This window comes from Acinetobacter guillouiae (assembly GCF_002370525.2).
GTDB classification, from domain to species: domain Bacteria; phylum Pseudomonadota; class Gammaproteobacteria; order Pseudomonadales; family Moraxellaceae; genus Acinetobacter; species Acinetobacter guillouiae.
Genome location: NZ_AP014630.1, coordinates 4,345,567 through 4,363,696, shown reverse-complemented (window position 1 = coordinate 4,363,696; position 18,130 = coordinate 4,345,567). Strand labels below are relative to the sequence as shown.

Genomic DNA, 18,130 nt, shown 5'->3' with positions numbered 1-18,130 from the left:
AGTATGACTGTTGTTGTGTATTTTTGAATGTCACAAGGATAATAAAAATTGAGCTAAAATAACATCTAACTGTTAGAACAAATCGCATCACTAAAGCAATCTTTTTTAACATGCTTAAAGTCGATCGGGCTTAAATTTAGATATTGATTGAGCTGGGACAGCGCCAATAATTGAGGGATATTTTCCAGTTTAGTGCGTTCTTTTTCACTAATTTGAATTTTTTGCTGTCTTTGCTCTTTGCTCATCGCTAAAAAATGAACAAACTTCTTGGCCTGAGCTGAAAGCTCACCATCATTGGATTTTGCCAAGCGTTCAATCACCAACCAGCTGGCTGCATCGATATCAGTTTGATTTTCAAAACTGCTCGATATAGGTGCTTCTTCAGTGCCTAAAAACAATAAACTGCTATAGGCATTTTTTAAGAACTGCGCATCATGTAAAAAAGGGCTATTGGGATAAGTTTGCAGATATTCTTGCCAAAACTTAGCTCTTTTTGCAATTTCTTCAGCCTCAATATCGGGTTTATGGTTTTTAAAAAGCGGTTGGGTATTTTGTTGTGCAAGATTTTCGATAAAAACTTGTTCAGGCGCAGTTAGATAGGGTGCGAAAACTTTTGCTAAATATTGCGGGCTTCTTCGATAGACAATTTTATCATCTGTTTGTTCGCTCAGCTCAATATACGCTTGGCCTTTGTGACGTAATAAATATTGGTCACGCAGATTAAGTTGTTCAAATTTACTCTGTTGAATGGTCGGGTATGCAGCTTGATCTAAAGCATAGTTTTCAAATGCTTGCTGTTGTTCTGAAGTGCGCTCAATTTGTAAAAATTGTTGATACATACGTTTCGACTGATGCATCAATTCCATTTGTTCCGCAGGTTTCATCAAGGGCAAACACATACGAATATCTTGATTGACTTGTTCTATCGCAAGTGTGGTTCTTTTTGCATTGATTGCCAGCATCTCATTTTTGAGATTCTGGCAAATTTGCGTTAAATCAGGAATTGGATTTTCTTTTTGCGGCGCTTCTTTGGATTCTTTGACAATGTCGGTTGTGGGTTTTTGACACGCGATAACCACCATGCAACTCAAGATAACGAGTATGCCTGAAATGAGAAAATGAAGGATATTGCGAGGAAATTTCATTCGACCAGCATTTAAAAGAAGCTCAGTTTTGTTCGATGCCATTGTCGCTGAATCGAGGCTAAATAAATGAAATATTTTGTAGTTTTGTGATAATGAAACGTTACTTTTTGCAAGAAACTGAGTCATGTGTCTGATTTAAGATCTGCAAAAATTAAGCTGAGTACAGCATCGTGAATTTGCTGTAAACGGATGCTCACAGCAAAGTGACATATGTAAATTCAGCAAATTGTAGTAGTATCTTTACTCTAAATTGCTTTGATCAGAAGTGAAATGAGCGATATTGAGAAATTCATTTGAAAGAAAAATACTTGTCATAAAACATTCATAATGAATATGCTTTAATATTAACCCATGAAAATAGTTTTTGTTGCGTGTGGAGCATCTGACCTTGAGCCCAAGTAATCCTGTATTAAACCATCATATATCTTCTCAATTTAATGAGGACTTACAGGATGTGAATACCAAATTTATGACCATGGGTGGTTTGGTAGAACAACAAGTCGCAAATGCAGTGCATGCTTTATTGGATACCAATGCCAATATGGCGATTGATGTTCAATTTCAAGACAATACAGTCAATCGTTATGAACGAGAAATTGATGAAGCACTGACTTTGATTTTGGCGCGTCGTCATCCAGCTGCAATCGACTTACGTATGGTGATTGCCATGAGTAAAGCCAATACCGATTTAGAACGTATTGGTGATGAAGCTGCAAAAATTGCCCGTATTGCACAGACTTTATGTGAAGAGGGTGAATCGCCACGTGGCTATATGGAAACACGGCATATTGGCAATCAAGTGCGTGTCATGATTCATGATGCTTTAGATGCTTTTGCGCGTGTGGATGCAGAACAAGCATTAAAAGTTTTGTTGGCCGATGCAGATATTGACCGTGAATATCAATCCGCGACACGTACACTGATGACCTATATGATTGAAGATCCACGTCATATTAGTCGTGTCATCAATGTGATGTGGGTATTGCGTTCACTGGAGCGAATTGGTGACCATGCCCGTAATATCTCAGAACAAGTCATTTATATGGCAAAAGGTTTTGATGCGCGACATACCAGTGTTGAAGAGATTGAACAAAAAGTTCAAGGTAAATAATTGAATTTATAAATAAAAAGATCTGAATGATTCAGGTCTTTTTATTTGGAAAATTTAAGATCACAAAAATAAAATTACACTTGAGCAAGTGCTTGTTCTAAATCAGCAATCAAATCATCAATATGTTCAATCCCCACAGATAAACGCACCATATCAATACTCACGCCTGCTGCTTTTAGCTCTGTTTCATTCAGTTGACGATGAGTGGTAGTTGCTGGGTGACAGGCTAAACTTTTTGCATCACCAATATTCACTAGGCGAGTAAACAGCTGTAATGCATCGATAAAACGGGTGCCACCTTCACGACCATCTTCAACACCAAAGGACAGAATTGCAGACGGTTTACCTTTGACGTACTTTTGTGCCAAAGCATGTTGTGGATGATCTTTTAAACCTGCGTAGTTGACCCATTTTACTTTTGGATGTGCCTGTAAATATTCAGCAACTTTTTGTGCATTTTCAGTATGGCGTTCCATACGCAAATTGAGTGTTTCTAAGCCTTGTAAAATTAAGAATACGCTGAGCGGGCTGATCGCTGCGCCTGTATTTCTTAATGGAACAACACGTGCACGGGCGATATATGCCGCTGCACCTAAAGCTTCTACATAGTTCACCCCATGATAACTTGGATCAGGGGTATTTAAGACTTTGAAGCGCTCGGGATATTTGCCCCAAGGGAATTTACCACTATCGACAATCGCACCACCAATTGAATTACCATGACCCCCAATATACTTGGTCAATGAATGCACCACGATATCTGCACCATGTTCAAAAGGTTTCAGTAGGGCAGGTGTTGCAACGGTATTATCCACAATCACAGGTACACCATATTCGTGTGCGATTTTAGCAATGGCATCTAGGTCAATAATATTACCCAGCGGATTGCCAATTGACTCAACGAAAACCAACTTGGTTTTTTCATCAATCAAGCCGCGTAATGCTTCAGGATCTTGGTAATCAAAGAAACGCACTTCAATACCTTGTTTTGGCAAAGTGTGAGCGAATAAATTATATGTTCCACCATAAAGTGTTGAAACCGATGCAATATTGTCACCCGCTTCTGCAATGGTCTGGATAGAATAGGTGATCGCAGACATACCCGAAGCCAATGCTAAAGCACCAATACCGCCTTCAAGCGCACTCAGACGTTGCTCAAGCACAGCGGTCGTTGGGTTCATGATCCGTGTATAAATATTACCCTGAACTTTGAGGTCAAATAAATCCGCACCATGTTGGGTATTATCAAAGGCATAAGAGGTAGTCTGATAAATTGGAACGGCGACCGCTTTAGTGGTTGCTTCTGGTTCATAGCCTGCATGTATGGCAAGAGTTTCGTCTTTATATGTCATGTTCTTCCGTCAACTTTTTATTAAATTTCAATAGAGTGTAACAAATAAATATATGAAGTAAACAAGGGTTTATATATTTTAAAATCATAAAAACAGATAAAGCCAACAATGCAGCCTGAGATAAATTGAGTATCAACGAGGAAAAATAGACTGAATATCGCTGAGTTTGTGAGCTGTCATTGTGGTGTCATTTGCTGAAACTAGCATAACAAATTCCATAAATTCAGTTATTAAAAACACAATGAAAAAAGCAGCAATAAATAAACTGACCCGCCATAAAAGCACTTTAACTTTAGTCCTCTGTAGTTTACTGGGTTTGACCGCATGTTCTGATGATGATCAAGATTCAACATCACAGAAGACCTTAACCCAAAATATAACATTGGCATTTGGTGATGAAGCCTGTGTAATGGGGGGAACACGTATGCAGAGCGGTTTAGATCGCAATGGCAATGGCAAACTTGAAGCCAGTGAAATCACTAAAACCGAAAACAGTTGTAAGCCCAATTTGTTTGCACAAGGTGTAGCATTGCCGTTTAATGTATTGGGACGATACCCTGCGAATGGTACGACCATTGATAGCACATTTGATATTCGTCAGGGTGGTTTTGGTTCTGATGTTGCTGCACATCCAAGCAATAAAAAACAATTCTATGCATTGACCGATCGGGGGCCAAATGCAGACTTTACTGATAAATTATATGGCGCAGGTAAGGTTTTTGCCATTCCAGACTATGTGCCGAAAATTGGTTTATTTGAAGTTCAAGACAATGGTACTGTGAAATTAATTAAAACCATCAATTTAAAAGATATTAATGGAAAAGACATCACGGGACTACCCAACACTTCTGCTTTAGGTGGCACTGGGGAAACACCATATGATGTCAATGGGAAAGTGATTACTGTAGATCCAACCAAGCTTTACGATGTGGTGAATAATCCAATTCGATTGGATGATTATGGCTTGGATAGCGAAGGGCTCACTGCACTTAACGATGGAACGTTCTGGGTCAGCGATGAATATGGACCGCATATTGTGCATTATGATGCCAATGGTAAAGAAATAGGGCGTATCAACCCATTTAAGGCTGATAAACGCAACAATTGGACTTTACCGAATGAGTTTAGCTATCGCCGTGCCAATCGAGGGATGGAGGGCTTAACCATTAGCCCAGACCAAAAAACTTTGGTTGGGATTATGCAATCGACCATGAGTTTACCGAATAAAAATGTCAATAAATCAACGTTGACGCGTATTGTGACGATTAATCTTGAAACAGGCAAAGTCGCACAATATTTATATCAGCAAGAGATAGCTGAAAATTCAAACTCTGCCATTATTGCCCTCAGTGCAACACAATTTCTGGTTTTAGAACGAGATGGATTGTTTTATAAAGATACGCCCAATGTGATGAAAAATGTCTATCGTATTGATTTAAGCAAAGCCACCAATTTAGAAGATATTCAAACACAAAATGATGTCAAACAAGATGAAAAGCTCGGTTTAACCATTGCGGGCAAGACCTTAGAAGAATACCAATTGGATAAAGGCTGGGACGGTTTAAAAGCATTTAATATTGTTCCAGCACCTAAAACATTGGTACTGGATATGGGGAAAGCGGTTAAATATCCACATGATAAAATGGAAGGTCTGTGGTTGATCAATAGTACGACACTTGGGATTTTAAATGATGACGATATGGGACTTTGGAATAATGCCAAAGGTATGGAGCCAAAGTATCTGGATGCGGCGCGTACACGTATTGATATCAATACCTTATACATCATGGATAAATTAAATTTAAAAGGCCAATAATTGCATAGCAACAGCCGCCCAAGAGGCGGCTTTTTCTATAACCATCATTTAAAAATAATAGGTTCCTCAATGAAAAAAATAGCAATTCTCACCGTTCTAACAAGTTTAATCACTACAACTGCTTGGTCTGTACCGCAAGTGACATCGCGTGAATATAAATTGTTGTTACAGCCAGACAAATTTAGCTATGCTAATGAGTCCGCTAACGTAAATAGCTATATGCAACAAGCCAAAACGGTTATTGCACAACAAATTAACCGTACAGTTTCAGGAACGATGCGCTTAGACAAGCAACGCCAGATACGTTTTTATGATTCACCCAGCAGTTGTCTACTCAATAATATGGGCTATAGCTTTCGAGAACGGATTGAAAGCGGGGCATCTGAAGTGACGCTTAAATTTAGAAGCTATGACCATTATCTTTCTGATTTTTCCGATTTGAGTAGCTCGACTGCGGGAGCCAAAACCAAGCTTGAAGATGATATCACGCAAACAGCAACACAAGGATTTTTGGTGGGTTCCAGTAAATCCACCACAGTGGCAAATACACGGACAATCAATAAGTTTTTAGACATCCATACGCATTTTCCAAAATTTAAAGAAACTTTTGCTATCAGTGATAATCAGCTGTTATCACCTGTAGGTGGACTCACCATTTATGAACGAAGTTATCGTGGGGTTAGCATTGATTTAGGCGAGTTTGATGCAGAGGTAGATATGAGTTTATGGTATACCCAAGCACCCTATGCAGGATTAAAACCTACCGTAGTTGAAGTCTCGTTTAAGTACCAAGACCCAAATGCAAATTACACCAATAAGGTTGTACAACGTGCTGCCATTAGTTTTTCTGCTTTGAAATCATTGTCAAACTACAATGCACCAAGTTCAACTCAGACCAAGACGCAATTTGTATATCAGTATCAGCCGAATTTTTGTTCGTGATCATGTTTGAGATCGCGATTTGATTACCTGTATTGGTGTGGAAAAATGTTTTCTTGATGCTTTTAAAATATCTCAATCAATTGGACAAATCTGAACAAAAATAGATAAATTCAGCGTATAATTGACGGTATTTATTTATTCGCATTTTGCGAATTTCTATTCATTATAGAGGAGTCCTACGTGGCCCAATATATTTACACGATGAACCGTGTGTCGAAGATGGTTCCGCCTAAGCGCGAAATCCTAAAAGACATCTCTTTATCATTTTTCCCAGGTGCAAAAATTGGTGTACTTGGTTTAAACGGTGCAGGTAAATCTACCCTACTCCGTATTATGGCTGGCGTAGATAAAGATTTCTCAGGTGAAGCTCGTGCGCAACCAGGTATTAAAATCGGTTATCTAGAGCAAGAACCACCATTAGATCCAAATAAAGATGTGCGTGGAAACGTTGAAGATGGTTTACGTGAACCATTAGATGCATTGGCACGTTTAGATGAAGTTTTTGCTGAATATGCAGCTGAAGATGCTGACTTTGATGCACTTGCAAAAGAGCAAGAGAAATTAGAAGCAATTATTCATGCTTGGGATGCACACAACCTTAGCAACCAAATGGATCAAGCTGCAGCAGCATTGAATCTTCCAGCATGGGATTCTGACGTAAGCTTACTTTCAGGTGGTGAACGTCGTCGTGTAGCATTGTGTCGTTTGTTATTGTCTAAACCAGACATGTTATTGCTGGACGAACCGACTAACCATTTGGATGCAGAATCTGTATCTTGGTTAGAACGTTTCTTAAAAGACTTTGCTGGTACAATCGTTGCGATTACCCATGACCGTTATTTCTTGGATAACGTTGCAGAGTGGATTCTTGAGCTTGACCGTGGACATGGTATTCCTTACCAAGGTAACTATTCTTCTTGGTTGGAACAAAAGAATGCACGTTTAGAGCAGGAAAATAAACAAGAAGAATCTTTTGCTAAAGCATTGAAAAAAGAATTGGAATGGGTTCGTTCAAATGCTAAAGGTCAGCAAAAGAAAAACAAAGCACGTATGGAGCGCTTTGAAGAGCTTAACTCACGTGAGTTCCAACAACGTAATGAAACCTCTGAAATCTATATTCCACCTGGTCCACGCCTAGGGAATAAGGTTGTAGAAGTTGAAGGCATCAGCAAATCGTTTGATGGCCGTCTACTCTATGAAAACTTATCGTTCACAGTACCACCAACTGCGATTGTTGGTATTGTTGGTCCAAACGGTGCGGGTAAAACCACTTTATTCCGTATGATGACAGGCGAACAGCAACCAGATACCGGTACAGTTGTATTGGGTGAGTCTGTAAAAGTTGCTTATGTTGGTCAGATTCGTGACACTTTAGATAACAATAAAACAGTTTGGGAAGAAGTTTCTGGCGGTTTAGATATCTTAAGAATTGGCGAATACGAGATCGCATCTCGTGCCTATATCGGTCGCTTTAACTTTAAAGGTCAAGATCAGCAAAAACGTGTTGGTGAATTGTCAGGTGGTGAACGTAACCGTTTACAACTTGCGAAGATCCTTCAGATGGGCGCCAACGTAATCTTACTGGATGAGCCATCAAACGACTTGGATATTGAAACTTTACGTGCGCTAGAGGATGCAATTCTTGTATTCCCTGGTACTGTCATGGTGGTATCGCATGACCGTTGGTTCCTTGACCGTATTGCTACACATATCTTGTCATTTGAAAATGAACAGCCAGAATTCTACGAAGGTAACTATGCTGAATATGAAGCATATCGTTTAGCGCGTTTGGGTGATGCTGCTGTGCAAAAACGTACCAAATACAAAAAAATTGGTGGTTAATCACTAATTTTGTAGATAAAAAACCAGCTTTCGAGCTGGTTTTTTATTGTAAATAAAGCCGATAAAGTTGGTGTTGTGCTTCGAGATGACCTTGATTGGCGGCAAGCAACAACCATTTGTATGCATTCTTTTTATCTGGCGATAGGCCGAGCTGGCCTTGTAGGTAAATCATGCCCAATTTATATTGTGCTGTGCTATATCCTTTAAGTGCTGAATGTAAAAAATACCAAATCGCGTTGCGTTGGTATTTTTGGATTTTTTCATTTAACAGCTGATCTAAATCAAGAGGGTCACGCTGGTTAAGCGCCAGATGTTCATAACTGGTTGCACGGTGGTAAGTATGCATTGATTCAGACATTTTAAATGCATGATAGGAACTGGAATAATGGTATTTATGGCTGACGATTTGGTTGAGCTTCCGTATTATTTTTATTAAATCCATATTGATTCACGCTTATTTTTATGAAATTACCCTTACAAGATTAAAGCAAATAACCAGAATAAGTAATCCCAATAACCATGATTTTTTTTCATATAAAAGTATTGCTAAACTGATTCGAGATCAATCATTTGATCTCTTTCATAAATCAAAAAGTGATTATGTTGAGTGAATCATATGGGTATTTAAAGTTCCTTCTTCCTCTGGGAGAAGGCTAGGATGAGGGCGATTTTATGTTGATTGATCAGTTTTATCTTGGTGTTTTAATTCTCGGTATTTTAATTTTTGCTATTTGAATCAGACTAAATCAATTGCATATATAAAAGAATGCCAAAATAACATTCTTCTATATATGTGCGCTCACAATTAATTAAAGACGCATTTCAATCCCTTGTTCAGCAAGGTATTGTTTCGCTTCAGGAATAGAGTATTGACCAAAATGGAATATCGAGGCTGCCAATACAGCATCGGCACCACCTTTTAAAATACCATCTGCTAAATGTTGTAAATTACCCACACCGCCTGATGCAATGGTCGGAATGGTGACACGATCATTGATTTGACGCATTAGACCAATGTCATAACCCGCTTTCGTCCCATCTGCATCCATAGAGGTAACCAACAATTCACCTGCACCGAACTCTGCCATTTTGACCGCCCATTCAATTGCATCTATGCCTGTTGGTTTGCGGCCGCCATGGGTGAAAATTTCCCATTTATTTTCACCCGTTCTTTTCGCATCGATTGCTACAACAATACATTGTGCACCAAAGCGCTGAGACGCTTCTTGAACGAACTCAGGATTAAATACCGCAGCGGAGTTGATGCTGACTTTATCTGCGCCTGCATTTAATAACAAACGAATATCTTCAACTTTACGAACACCACCACCGACTGTAAGTGGAACAAACACACTTTCAGCCATACGTTCAACCGTACGGTAAGTGGTATCTCGGCCATTTGATGTTGCGGTAATGTCTAAAAAGGTGATTTCATCTGCACCTTGCTCATTATAACGACGGGCAACTTCTACAGGATCTCCTGCATCACGGATATCCAGAAACTGGACACCTTTCACCACACGACCATTATCTACGTCCAGGCAAGGAATAATACGTTTAGCGAGCATAATTTTTTCCAAAAATAACAGGCGATTATGAAAGTTCGTGACTTAGGTGCTACACCTCGATAGTCGAAGCGGTTATTCTATCAAACTTATGTAAGTTTTTTCGCAGGTTTTCTATGTCGGTTTATACCACTTTGAGTTTAAAAGAAGTTCAACACTTTACAGCACCTTATGGATTAGAGGTGGTTGAACTTAAACCAATTCAAGGCGGTGTGCAAAATACCAACTATTTTATCATTTGTGCTGATGGAACACAGTTTGTATTAACATTATTTGAAAATATGGATGCACAAGCAGCAGGGGAGTTAATTCCTGTCTTAGAACACTTGGGGCAACAAGGTTTGGCAGTTCCTGTTCCGTTAAAACATAGCGGTCAGTCGATTCATAGCTTAAAAGATAAACCTGCACAAATTGCGCCACGGATGTCAGGTAAACATCCGATGCCTTCTACAATCGCTCAAGTTGAGCAAATTGCTGTAGCACAGGCCAAAATGCATGTGGCGTTACAAAACTTCCCATTACAGCGTCAAGTGGCGCGTGATCATGCCTATTGGTATAACGTTGCTCAACAAATTAAACCAACGTTGGATGTGGCTGATAGCGCTTTGCTGAATAACCTTTTAGGTTTATATGAAGCACTGACCATGATGTATCCAAATCGACCGAAAGGTTTTATTCATTCAGATTTGTTCCGTGACAATACTTTGTTTGAAGGCGATGAGTTAAAAGGCATTCTTGATTTTTATGAAATGAATCAAGATGAATTACTTTTTGATATTGCGATTACCTTAAATGACTTTTGCACAGAATATCCGAGTGTTCGCTTGAATGAAGCCAAAGCAACGGCTTTCTTAAATGCATATACTTCGATTCGTCCTTTGACTGAAGATGAAAGAGCTTGTTTAGAGTTATATTTGGCGATGGCCGCAGGTCGCTTTTGGATGATGCGTTTACAAATCGCTCAGATGAATGCCGCTGAAGCACGCACAGGTGATGATATTTTGCAGAAAAATCCGAAAGAAATGCGTAATATGTTGATTGAAAGATTAAAGTTCGTGACTGCTTAATAGTTTTTTGTGGGAAATAAAATGCGTGATCAAGGTCGTTTAGTTGAATGGTTCGATGATAAAGGCTATGGCTTTATTCAACCAAATGATGGTGTAAAAGATCGCGTATTTTTACACATCAAAGATTTTGCACAAAAAGGGCCACGCCCAATCGTGGGCTGTGCCCTTGAATATGTGGTGCAATTAGATGGTCAAGGGCGTTATAAAGCAAAACAAGTCACGTATTTAAAAGCCACACAAATGGCGAAAGTGACAAGCCAGCAAGCGGCTAAAGCCAAGCAGTTGCATGCAGCAAAGCAGGCTAAATTACAGCCGATGCAAATTCTGTGCGCTGTTTATATTATTGCTTTGGCAATCTTGACCATAAGCGGTTTGCTCAATGGCATGTTTATTCTTTTTGTCAGTATTATCAATGTGATGACCTATTGGTTTTATGCACAAGATAAAGAAGCCGCGCAGAGCAATCAGCGTCGTGTTCCTGAAAATACCCTGCATATTTTAGCTTTTTTAGGTGGTTGGCCTGCAGCTTGGTTAGCACAGCAACGCTTACGACATAAAACACAAAAACAACCCTTTAAAAAGATTTATTTGTGTACCATATTCTTTAATATTTTATTGATTTTATGGTTAATTTCGCCTTTGAATATGTTTAAGATTTAAACGGGCGTTAGCAAATTGAAAAGGGCTTACAATGAATAATTATGTTGATCCAAATAATAGTAAATCTCTGACTTTAATTTTATATATCCTTTATATTGTTGCAATTTTTTCTGCGGGAATTCTTGCAATCATTGCATTGATTATCAATTATGTAAAATTGAATTCAGTCCGTGGTACGATTTTCGAAAGTCATTTTAGATGGCAAATTCGCACTTTTTGGTGGTATTTAGTCTGGACGGTAGTTGCATTTATTCCGTTTATTTTTCTATTTTTCACCATGGATAATGTCAATGCCTTTGCGGGTGTTGCCGTGGGTGCTACGATTTTTTGTGCTGCCACTTTATTTATTTCTTGGATATGGATTGTCTATCGCGCCATTCGAGGCATTATTGCGCTGAATGATGATCAAGCCTTACCAATATAACTGAATTAATAATGCTTGATGGATTTTGTTGCCGAACAATACAGCTTGATCAAAGTGTAATTTTAGTGAAAACAGCGTTCTGATTAAGAACGCTGTTTTTCTATCTCAACTGAATTTTCTTTAAGCTGTCGTGTGTATAAAAATTTGGGTCTCCATTCACTGATGATCACCCCCAATACCACAAGTAAACCACCAAAAAGAGCCAGCAAAGGCAAGCGTTCACCTGCAATTCTTCCAAATAAAGCTGCCCAAACTGGTTCGCCAGCATAAATCACGGCCGCTTGAGAAGGATCGACAGAGCGTTGTGCCCAATTCATCGTTAATTGTAATAAAGCACTGGTTAAGCCCAGTCCAACTGCAAGCATCACCAATTGCCATGAAAAGACTGGAATATGCAGCTCACCGACAAAAGGCATACTGGCAAATGAAATCAATGAAGCAAAGGCAAGTTGAATCACCGTTACACGCTGAATATTGACCTTCCCTGCAAAGTGCCCGATGAGAATAATCTCCATAGCAATTGCAAACGAACCAACCAATGTAACGATTTGCCCCGTATTTAAATCAATGTGATGAAAACCATTTCCTGTCAAAAAAATTAAACCGATAAACGCCAGTAAAACACCGAGCCAAGTCATGATATGTGGTCTTTTGCGAAAAAGCACCCAGATAAGAATCGGTACAAGGGGGACATATAATGCTGTTAAAAATGCAGACTCACTGCTGCTGATGGTTTGCATACCGACAGTTTGCGAGCCATACCCTGCGGCAATCATGCCGCCAATCAGTGCACCAGCGATGAGTTCTTTTAAATTGATACCTTTTAGATATTTATAAGACAGTAAGCCAACTGCAATGGTTGCTGCAGCAAAGCGACAACCGACAAAAAACATAGGGGAACTATAGTTTAGGGCATAATGTACAATGACAAATGTACCACCCCAAATCATGGTCATCAGGATCAGTGCAATTTGAGGCGTTCTGGACTTTAAAAATAAAGCGAGGGGAGAGGAAGACATAAAATAAAGTAATGTAGAAGAGCAGGGCTATTTTACGCGAAAGCACAGTATTGTGCAGATGTTAAGCTGAGTAATCGGGTATTTAAATCACTCAATTGTCATGCAGTCGTGCTAGCATATTGGATTAAAATTTTGATAAAGAGAAATAAATCATGGTGATCGAACAAGCTTTATTTCATATTGTTGATGGTCAACAAATGGCTTTTGAAAAGAAATTTTATGAATTATCAGACACTTTCCGGAATGCCCAAGGTTGTGAAAAATTTAAATTGATTCGTGGTATAGAAGACAATCAAAAATACATACTACAAATTCACTGGATTGATCTTAAAACCCATACAGATGTTTTTATGAAAACAGATGAATTTAAACAGTGGTTTATGGCAATGAAGCCCTTTTTAGCAAGTAAAATTGAAATGCAACATTTTGAAAAAACATTGGTTTAAATCTGGATGTAGTGATTTAAATACCTTGTTTAACGCATAAAAAAGAGAACATCTCGGTTCTCTTTTTTAATCCAATCTAGGCTGGGAACTTAAAAGCCTTGTTCATCCAATAACAGCTGCGCTTCACGTAGGTTTAATGTGCCTTCATAAATTGCACGACCTGTGATCGCACCTAAAATACCTGGTTTACCTTTTAAATTACGCACATCATCCAGATTGGTTACACCGCCTGAGGCGATCACTGGAAGACCTGAGTATTGCGCAAGGTTTACTGTCTGTTCAACATTGACACCCTGCATCATACCGTCACGTGCGATATCGGTATAAACAATACTCGATACACCAGCATCTGCAAAACGTTTTGCAAGATCAGTGGCTTTTACATCAGTGACATTTGCCCAGCCATCAGTTGCAACCATACCATTGATCGCATCAATACCGACAATAATGTGTCCCGCAAACTTCTTACAGGCTTCTTCAACAAATTCAGGATTTTGAACTGCTTTGGTCCCGATGATGACAAAAGAAACGCCCGCATCTAAATAATGTTCGATTGTTTCCAAAGAGCGAATACCACCGCCAATCTGGATTGGCAGTTCAGGCTGTGCTTTTGCAATTGCTTCAACAACAGGTTTATGAATTGGTGTTCCAGCAAAAGCCCCATTCAAATCAACCAAATGCAAACGACGAGCGCCTTCATTTACCCAATGCTGTGCTGTTGCAACAGGATCATCAGAAAATACGGTATCGTCTTCCATACGACCTTGTTTTAAACGAACACATTTACCATCTTTCAGGTCAATTGCCGGGATGATCAGCATGCTTTCGCTCCTTGCTTAATCTCAATGAAGAATTTATTGATCTTCATCTTAGCAAAAACTTGATCAATTTCTAAGTGTCAGTTTCGGCTTTTATTGGCGCGAATGCTCAATTTAAGCTGAGTATGTGCAATCGTGTCAGGTATTAAGTCTAAATCCAGTAAGGCTTCGAAAATTAAGAGTGCGGCATAGGCATCGGCTGCAGCATATTCAATTTGTGGTGTTGTGAGGATTTTACGTGCCCAATTTGAGGTGCTAATTGATTTACTTTTAGGGAAATTGACTTGGAATAGCAATGCCATAGCATTTTTAATTCCTAAAGGATTATTGAAGCCAAAACTCGAAAAGCATTTTGAAAGTTCGATGACACTGTTGAGTTGCATGCCTTTTTTACGGAATAAATGTGCATCATTTTTTAAGCCAAAACCAACTTTAATCTGATCAGGATTTTCAAAAAAGGTCGCTAGAAAAGCCAAAATATCTGGGGAAACTTGAAATAAATAGGCTTTTTCAAATGTCGCCAATTGAATAAGATGTGGGCCAGTTTGAATTTCACCTTTGTTAAAGGTAGGTTTGGACTCAGTATCGAAACCAAAAATGTGCGCCGTTTTTAATTCTGCTTCAATCGCTTGGCATTGTTGCAAGCTATTGACTACAACAATGTTACTCAAAGGCAAATTTTGAAAACGGGGAAAGCTCTGAATTTGTTCTTTACTAGGAAGTTGCTGAGTTTGAATATTCACAAATTTAAGCTCACAAATTTTAGTCGACCAGTTTAAGCATTAAAAATATTAACCATATTGTGTTATAACAAACTTTGAATAAAAGATGATAGTTTTGTGGGTCAAAAACACAGGAATAAATTGTATGGTTGAAAAAGATGATGATCTTTTTATAGAAGGCGCCAAGCGTTTAAAGCAATTAATTCAGGATAAAAATATAAAAGCCAGTGATATTGTTAACGTACTCGAAACTTCAAAAGGAACCATGACCAAATGGTTGCAAAACTCAACACCGTCGAGTGCGCAAAGCTTAATTGAATTGGCGCGTTTAGTTGGGATGACTGAACGCTGGAATATGGAATCTAAACAGCAAGATAAAGCAGATCTAGTGACCAAAGCATATGCTGAGTCTGAATTGGATTTAAGCCATGTCACCATGGAACAATTGATCAACGAAATTAAAGACCGTTATGCAGCTTTAAATTTAAAAGCGGAGATTAAAATTAGTGTTGAGCCATTAGAAGGTGGTTTTGTCACCAAAGAGTAAAATAACCACCTTATAAAAATAGGGTGGTTATTTCGGCTGATTTATTCAGATTGATTGATTTGTTGTTGATATTGCTGAAATTGTTGCGCTTGGTCAAGGTAACTTTGATATGCTGGGATTGCTGTAACTGCAAGAATTAGAATACTAATCGGGAAGATCACAATATAAATCCAAGCCAATACTTTTTCCCAACCACGAGTCATTCGAGGTGCGCCATAGTTATTTGTCCCAGCATCTCCTTTTGCACAGCTTAAATAAACAAAAAAGAATAAATTCACCAAAGGTAAAAGCATAAGAAGAGATAACCAGCCACTTTGGTTTTTGTCATGTAAGCGACGGATTGTAAAAATAAAACTGAAGTAGATCACTGCGATATAAATAATAATCGCAACTGCGCCGAGTATAAAGATGAGCGTATTTGAAGGTGAGTTACTTAAAGCTGGGATGAATAGTGCAGCGATAATACCCAGTACAAACATAGATAGACCCAACAGCATATTCCAGCCCAAATAGGATAATCGACCAAAACGTCCACTGGCACTTAAAGCTGAATCATGGGTTTGAAAATTAGAAGACATTGTTATGTTCCTAGAATGAATTAAGGTTTTTAAATCAATTTTTAAAATCAATTGTTGGATTTTTATTCAATTTGGTTGAATCATAATAAACAGACGATAAAAAATAAAGTCCAAATAAAATAAAAAAATCAAGCCAACTGCAATTGACTTGATTTTTAGAGATATAAATCGGGATGAAATTGACCTGAATAAATCAGATTTTCCATTCCACAAAGTTTTTCAGTAACTGTAAACCTGCTGTATGGCTCTTTTCAGGATGGAACTGTGTCGCAAATAAATTTTCTTTATGAATAGCTGTACAGAACTGCAAACCATAATCACATGTTGCAGCAACAAGAGACGGGTCTTTGGGTTCGACATAATAGCTATGTACAAAGTAAAAACGGCTATCTTGATCAATATCTTTCCACATTGGATGATTTGGATCTGCCTGATGGACTTGGTTCCAGCCCATATGAGGGACTTTTAAGCCGTCCATATCTGGAAAATGTTTTACCACACCTTCAAAAATACCCAGTGCTTGAGTGCCTGCATTTTCTTCTGACGATTCAAGCAAAGCTTGCATGCCAACACAAATGGCAAGTACCGGTTTATTAAACGCAGCATGGCGCACAACCTCATCAATACCTGCTTCATGCATCCCCTGCATACAATCACGCATTGCCCCTACACCTGGAAATACGATTTTATCTGCCTGAGCGATTAATTTTGGATCATTTGTGACATCTACAGTTGCGCCAACATGTTCGAGTGCTTTGGCTGCTGAATGAAGATTTCCCATGCCATAGTCAAGAAGGGCAATACGGGTCATTACAAGGTTCCTTTCGTCGATGCAACAGTATTTTCTGCACGCGGATCAACTTCACAGGCCATGCGAAGCGCACGTGCAAATGCTTTAAAAACACTTTCAATTTGGTGATGGCTATTTTTGCCTTTTAAATTGTCAATGTGCAAAGTCATTAAAGCGTGATTTACAAAGCCTTGGAAAAACTCGGAAAATAGATCCACATCAAAACTGCCGATACGGGCGCGTGTAAATGGGATATCCATCCATAAACCTGGACGACCTGATAAATCAACCACGACACGGCTTAAAGCTTCATCAAGTGGTGCATAGAAATGACCATAACGTTTTAAGCCTTTTTTATCACCGAGTGCTTGCGCAAATGCTTGGCCTAGTGTGATTCCACAGTCTTCTACAGTATGGTGATCATCGATTTCTAAGTCGCCATCACAATGAATATCGATGTCAAATAAACCATGACGCTTGATTTGATCAACCATATGGTCTAAAAAGGGAACACCTGTATTGAGCGTGCCTTGACCAGTACCATCAAGATTCACACGAACTCGAATTTTAGTTTCGTTGGTGTTTCTTACCACTTCACTGATACGTTGCGCCATAGACACGTTCCTCAAAAAACGTCAAAAATTAAAAGTTTGATGTAAAGATATTTCGCTGTGACGAAAGTGACAGCATATTAGATTGCTCAGGAGGGTTAATCAATGCCTATTACCGTACATGCTAAAACTTCACTAGAAAATGAAGAAGTTCGCGATCAGCTTGAGCGATTATATGACACCAGTCCCGAGTTTGGGGATGGTCATGATGCCATAGAACAACTTGAGCAAAACTTGGCTCATTATACCTTACTTTATGTCGCAGAATTTAATACAAAGATTATTGGTGCGTTATGGTGTACAGGACAAGGTGAAAGTCGGACTTTGGAAAATATTGTGGTACATCCTGCTAACCGCGGACGTGGCGTTGCAGAGCGTTTGGTCGAAGAAGTTTGTCGTATCGAGGAAGAAAAGGGCATTAAAAACTTTGAGCCGGGCTGTGGAGCAATCCATCGTTGTTTAGCTCACTTAGGTAAAATCTAGGATGATCTTGGATCTTTGACCAATTTAAGCAACCTGATCAGGTTGTTTTTTTATTTGGCTATTTTTCCATAACTATAACGTTAAGCTGATCTCAGTAGCATATAGCAGTCATGACCAAAACACTTTGGGGAAAAATTAAATCGAGTTTGCAAAACTTAAAGCAAGGAGGAGTACCTTCGCTCAGCAAATTGA

20 protein-coding genes are annotated in these 18,130 nt (G+C 38.9%); 10 read left to right on the top strand and 10 right to left on the bottom strand.

Translation table 11 applies throughout. The features are described 5' to 3' along the window. Positions 1-65: 65 nt before the first annotated feature. Complete coding sequence (locus AS4_RS20330) at positions 66-1,271, bottom strand: hypothetical protein (protein ID WP_096735318.1); 1,206 nt, start codon at positions 1,269-1,271, stop codon at positions 66-68. Between the two features lie 262 nt (positions 1,272-1,533). Here AS4_RS20330 and phoU point away from each other — a divergent pair, with 262 nt between their 5' ends. Then, a complete protein-coding gene (gene phoU, locus AS4_RS20325) occupies positions 1,534-2,256 on the top strand; it encodes a phosphate signaling complex protein PhoU (protein WP_004725313.1) in 723 nt (240 codons plus the stop codon). 74 nt (positions 2,257-2,330) lie between these two features. Here the strand turns inward: phoU and AS4_RS20320 are convergent, their stop codons facing one another. Then, complete coding sequence (locus AS4_RS20320; protein ID WP_004725315.1) at positions 2,331-3,608, bottom strand: O-acetylhomoserine aminocarboxypropyltransferase/cysteine synthase family protein; 1,278 nt, start codon at positions 3,606-3,608, stop codon at positions 2,331-2,333. Between the two features lie 241 nt (positions 3,609-3,849). On the opposite strand from AS4_RS20320, the gene AS4_RS20315 reads away from it, so the two are divergent. The 3 genes from AS4_RS20315 to ettA all read left to right on the top strand — a co-directional run bounded on the left by AS4_RS20315 (position 3,850) and on the right by ettA (position 8,208). After that, complete coding sequence (locus AS4_RS20315; protein ID WP_096735317.1) at positions 3,850-5,424, top strand: esterase-like activity of phytase family protein; 1,575 nt, start codon at positions 3,850-3,852, stop codon at positions 5,422-5,424. Between the two features lie 69 nt (positions 5,425-5,493). Beyond that, positions 5,494-6,366, top strand: coding sequence for a hypothetical protein (locus AS4_RS20310; protein ID WP_096735316.1), 873 nt, complete (start codon positions 5,494-5,496; stop codon positions 6,364-6,366). A gap of 180 nt (positions 6,367-6,546) precedes the next feature. Next, complete coding sequence (gene ettA, locus AS4_RS20305) at positions 6,547-8,208, top strand: energy-dependent translational throttle protein EttA (RefSeq protein ID WP_004816581.1); 1,662 nt, start codon at positions 6,547-6,549, stop codon at positions 8,206-8,208. 43 nt (positions 8,209-8,251) lie between these two features. Here the strand turns inward: ettA and AS4_RS20300 are convergent, their stop codons facing one another. Both AS4_RS20300 and hisF read right to left on the bottom strand, forming a co-directional pair. Continuing rightward, positions 8,252-8,566 (bottom strand): tetratricopeptide repeat protein, encoded by a 315-nt coding sequence (locus AS4_RS20300; RefSeq protein WP_227504220.1) that lies wholly within the window; start codon positions 8,564-8,566, stop codon positions 8,252-8,254. A gap of 451 nt (positions 8,567-9,017) precedes the next feature. After that, complete coding sequence (gene hisF / locus AS4_RS20295; protein ID WP_004725324.1) at positions 9,018-9,776, bottom strand: imidazole glycerol phosphate synthase subunit HisF; 759 nt, start codon at positions 9,774-9,776, stop codon at positions 9,018-9,020. Positions 9,777-9,889: 113 nt separating this feature from the next. Here hisF and AS4_RS20290 point away from each other — a divergent pair, with 113 nt between their 5' ends. From AS4_RS20290 to AS4_RS20280, 3 genes are read left to right on the top strand one after another with little or no spacing between them, the layout of a single operon-like run. Further along, on the top strand, positions 9,890-10,840 hold the full coding sequence (locus AS4_RS20290; RefSeq protein WP_096735314.1) for a homoserine kinase: 951 nt from the start codon (positions 9,890-9,892) through the stop codon (positions 10,838-10,840). 21 nt (positions 10,841-10,861) lie between these two features. Beyond that, a complete protein-coding gene (locus tag AS4_RS20285) occupies positions 10,862-11,500 on the top strand; it encodes a DUF1294 domain-containing protein (RefSeq protein ID WP_004816587.1) in 639 nt (212 codons plus the stop codon). 31 nt (positions 11,501-11,531) lie between these two features. After that, on the top strand, positions 11,532-11,924 hold the full coding sequence (locus AS4_RS20280; RefSeq protein WP_096735313.1) for a DUF4870 family protein: 393 nt from the start codon (positions 11,532-11,534) through the stop codon (positions 11,922-11,924). Between the two features lie 83 nt (positions 11,925-12,007). Here the strand turns inward: AS4_RS20280 and AS4_RS20275 are convergent, their stop codons facing one another. Next, positions 12,008-12,943, bottom strand: coding sequence for a DMT family transporter (locus tag AS4_RS20275; protein WP_096735312.1), 936 nt, complete (start codon positions 12,941-12,943; stop codon positions 12,008-12,010). 152 nt (positions 12,944-13,095) lie between these two features. On the opposite strand from AS4_RS20275, the gene AS4_RS20270 reads away from it, so the two are divergent. Continuing rightward, positions 13,096-13,389: an antibiotic biosynthesis monooxygenase family protein gene (locus AS4_RS20270; protein WP_096735311.1), complete on the top strand. Its 294-nt coding sequence runs from the start codon at positions 13,096-13,098 to the stop codon at positions 13,387-13,389. An 89-nt stretch (positions 13,390-13,478) separates the two neighbouring features. Here AS4_RS20270 and hisA read toward each other — a convergent pair whose 3' ends face one another. Next, entirely contained in the window at positions 13,479-14,210 is a 732-nt protein-coding gene (gene hisA / locus AS4_RS20265; protein WP_004725338.1) for a 1-(5-phosphoribosyl)-5-[(5-phosphoribosylamino)methylideneamino]imidazole-4-carboxamide isomerase, read from the bottom strand. Between the two features lie 77 nt (positions 14,211-14,287). After that, positions 14,288-14,950 (bottom strand): 3'-5' exonuclease, encoded by a 663-nt coding sequence (locus AS4_RS20260; RefSeq protein WP_096735310.1) that lies wholly within the window; start codon positions 14,948-14,950, stop codon positions 14,288-14,290. A 124-nt stretch (positions 14,951-15,074) separates the two neighbouring features. Here AS4_RS20260 and AS4_RS20255 point away from each other — a divergent pair, with 124 nt between their 5' ends. Beyond that, the gene (locus AS4_RS20255) at positions 15,075-15,476 is read left to right on the top strand and encodes a transcriptional regulator (protein WP_096735309.1); all 402 of its coding nucleotides are present in this window, start codon (positions 15,075-15,077) and stop codon (positions 15,474-15,476) included. Positions 15,477-15,517: 41 nt separating this feature from the next. Here AS4_RS20255 and AS4_RS20250 read toward each other — a convergent pair whose 3' ends face one another. From AS4_RS20250 to hisB, 3 genes are all read right to left on the bottom strand, one after another. Further along, complete coding sequence (locus AS4_RS20250; RefSeq protein WP_096735308.1) at positions 15,518-16,054, bottom strand: DUF805 domain-containing protein; 537 nt, start codon at positions 16,052-16,054, stop codon at positions 15,518-15,520. A gap of 193 nt (positions 16,055-16,247) precedes the next feature. Then, positions 16,248-16,865, bottom strand: coding sequence for an imidazole glycerol phosphate synthase subunit HisH (gene hisH, locus AS4_RS20245; protein WP_096735307.1), 618 nt, complete (start codon positions 16,863-16,865; stop codon positions 16,248-16,250). Next, on the bottom strand, positions 16,865-17,458 hold the full coding sequence (gene hisB, locus AS4_RS20240) for an imidazoleglycerol-phosphate dehydratase HisB (RefSeq protein ID WP_004725347.1): 594 nt from the start codon (positions 17,456-17,458) through the stop codon (positions 16,865-16,867). Before hisB ends, hisH begins: the two co-directional genes overlap by 1 nt. 102 nt (positions 17,459-17,560) lie before the next feature. Here hisB and AS4_RS20235 point away from each other — a divergent pair, with 102 nt between their 5' ends. Then, entirely contained in the window at positions 17,561-17,938 is a 378-nt protein-coding gene (locus AS4_RS20235; RefSeq protein WP_004816597.1) for a GNAT family N-acetyltransferase, read from the top strand. Positions 17,939-18,130: the final 192 nt, after the last annotated feature.

Bases quoted from the DNA above. Each gene is read 5' to 3' on its own strand.
- AS4_RS20315 (WP_096735317.1), top strand. From the start codon at position 3,850: ATGAAAAAAGCAGCAATAAATAAACTGACCCGCCATAAAAGCACTTTA.
- AS4_RS20310 (WP_096735316.1), top strand. From the start codon at position 5,494: ATGAAAAAAATAGCAATTCTCACCGTTCTAACAAGTTTAATCACTACA.
- AS4_RS20255 (WP_096735309.1), top strand. From the start codon at position 15,075: ATGGTTGAAAAAGATGATGATCTTTTTATAGAAGGCGCCAAGCGTTTA.
- AS4_RS20235 (WP_004816597.1), top strand. From the start codon at position 17,561: ATGCCTATTACCGTACATGCTAAAACTTCACTAGAAAATGAAGAAGTT.
- AS4_RS20300 (WP_227504220.1), bottom strand. From the start codon at position 8,566: ATGTCTGAATCAATGCATACTTACCACCGTGCAACCAGTTATGAACAT.
- hisF (WP_004725324.1), bottom strand. From the start codon at position 9,776: ATGCTCGCTAAACGTATTATTCCTTGCCTGGACGTAGATAATGGTCGT.
- AS4_RS20275 (WP_096735312.1), bottom strand. From the start codon at position 12,943: ATGTCTTCCTCTCCCCTCGCTTTATTTTTAAAGTCCAGAACGCCTCAA.
- hisB (WP_004725347.1), bottom strand. From the start codon at position 17,458: ATGGCGCAACGTATCAGTGAAGTGGTAAGAAACACCAACGAAACTAAA.
- AS4_RS20320 (WP_004725315.1), bottom strand. From the start codon at position 3,608: ATGACATATAAAGACGAAACTCTTGCCATACATGCAGGCTATGAACCA.
- hisA (WP_004725338.1), bottom strand. From the start codon at position 14,210: ATGCTGATCATCCCGGCAATTGACCTGAAAGATGGTAAATGTGTTCGT.
- AS4_RS20280 (WP_096735313.1), top strand. From the start codon at position 11,532: ATGAATAATTATGTTGATCCAAATAATAGTAAATCTCTGACTTTAATT.
- AS4_RS20285 (WP_004816587.1), top strand. From the start codon at position 10,862: ATGCGTGATCAAGGTCGTTTAGTTGAATGGTTCGATGATAAAGGCTAT.
- hisH (WP_096735307.1), bottom strand. From the start codon at position 16,865: ATGACCCGTATTGCCCTTCTTGACTATGGCATGGGAAATCTTCATTCA.
- AS4_RS20250 (WP_096735308.1), bottom strand. From the start codon at position 16,054: ATGTCTTCTAATTTTCAAACCCATGATTCAGCTTTAAGTGCCAGTGGA.
- AS4_RS20330 (WP_096735318.1), bottom strand. From the start codon at position 1,271: ATGACTCAGTTTCTTGCAAAAAGTAACGTTTCATTATCACAAAACTAC.
- AS4_RS20290 (WP_096735314.1), top strand. From the start codon at position 9,890: ATGTCGGTTTATACCACTTTGAGTTTAAAAGAAGTTCAACACTTTACA.
- AS4_RS20270 (WP_096735311.1), top strand. From the start codon at position 13,096: ATGGTGATCGAACAAGCTTTATTTCATATTGTTGATGGTCAACAAATG.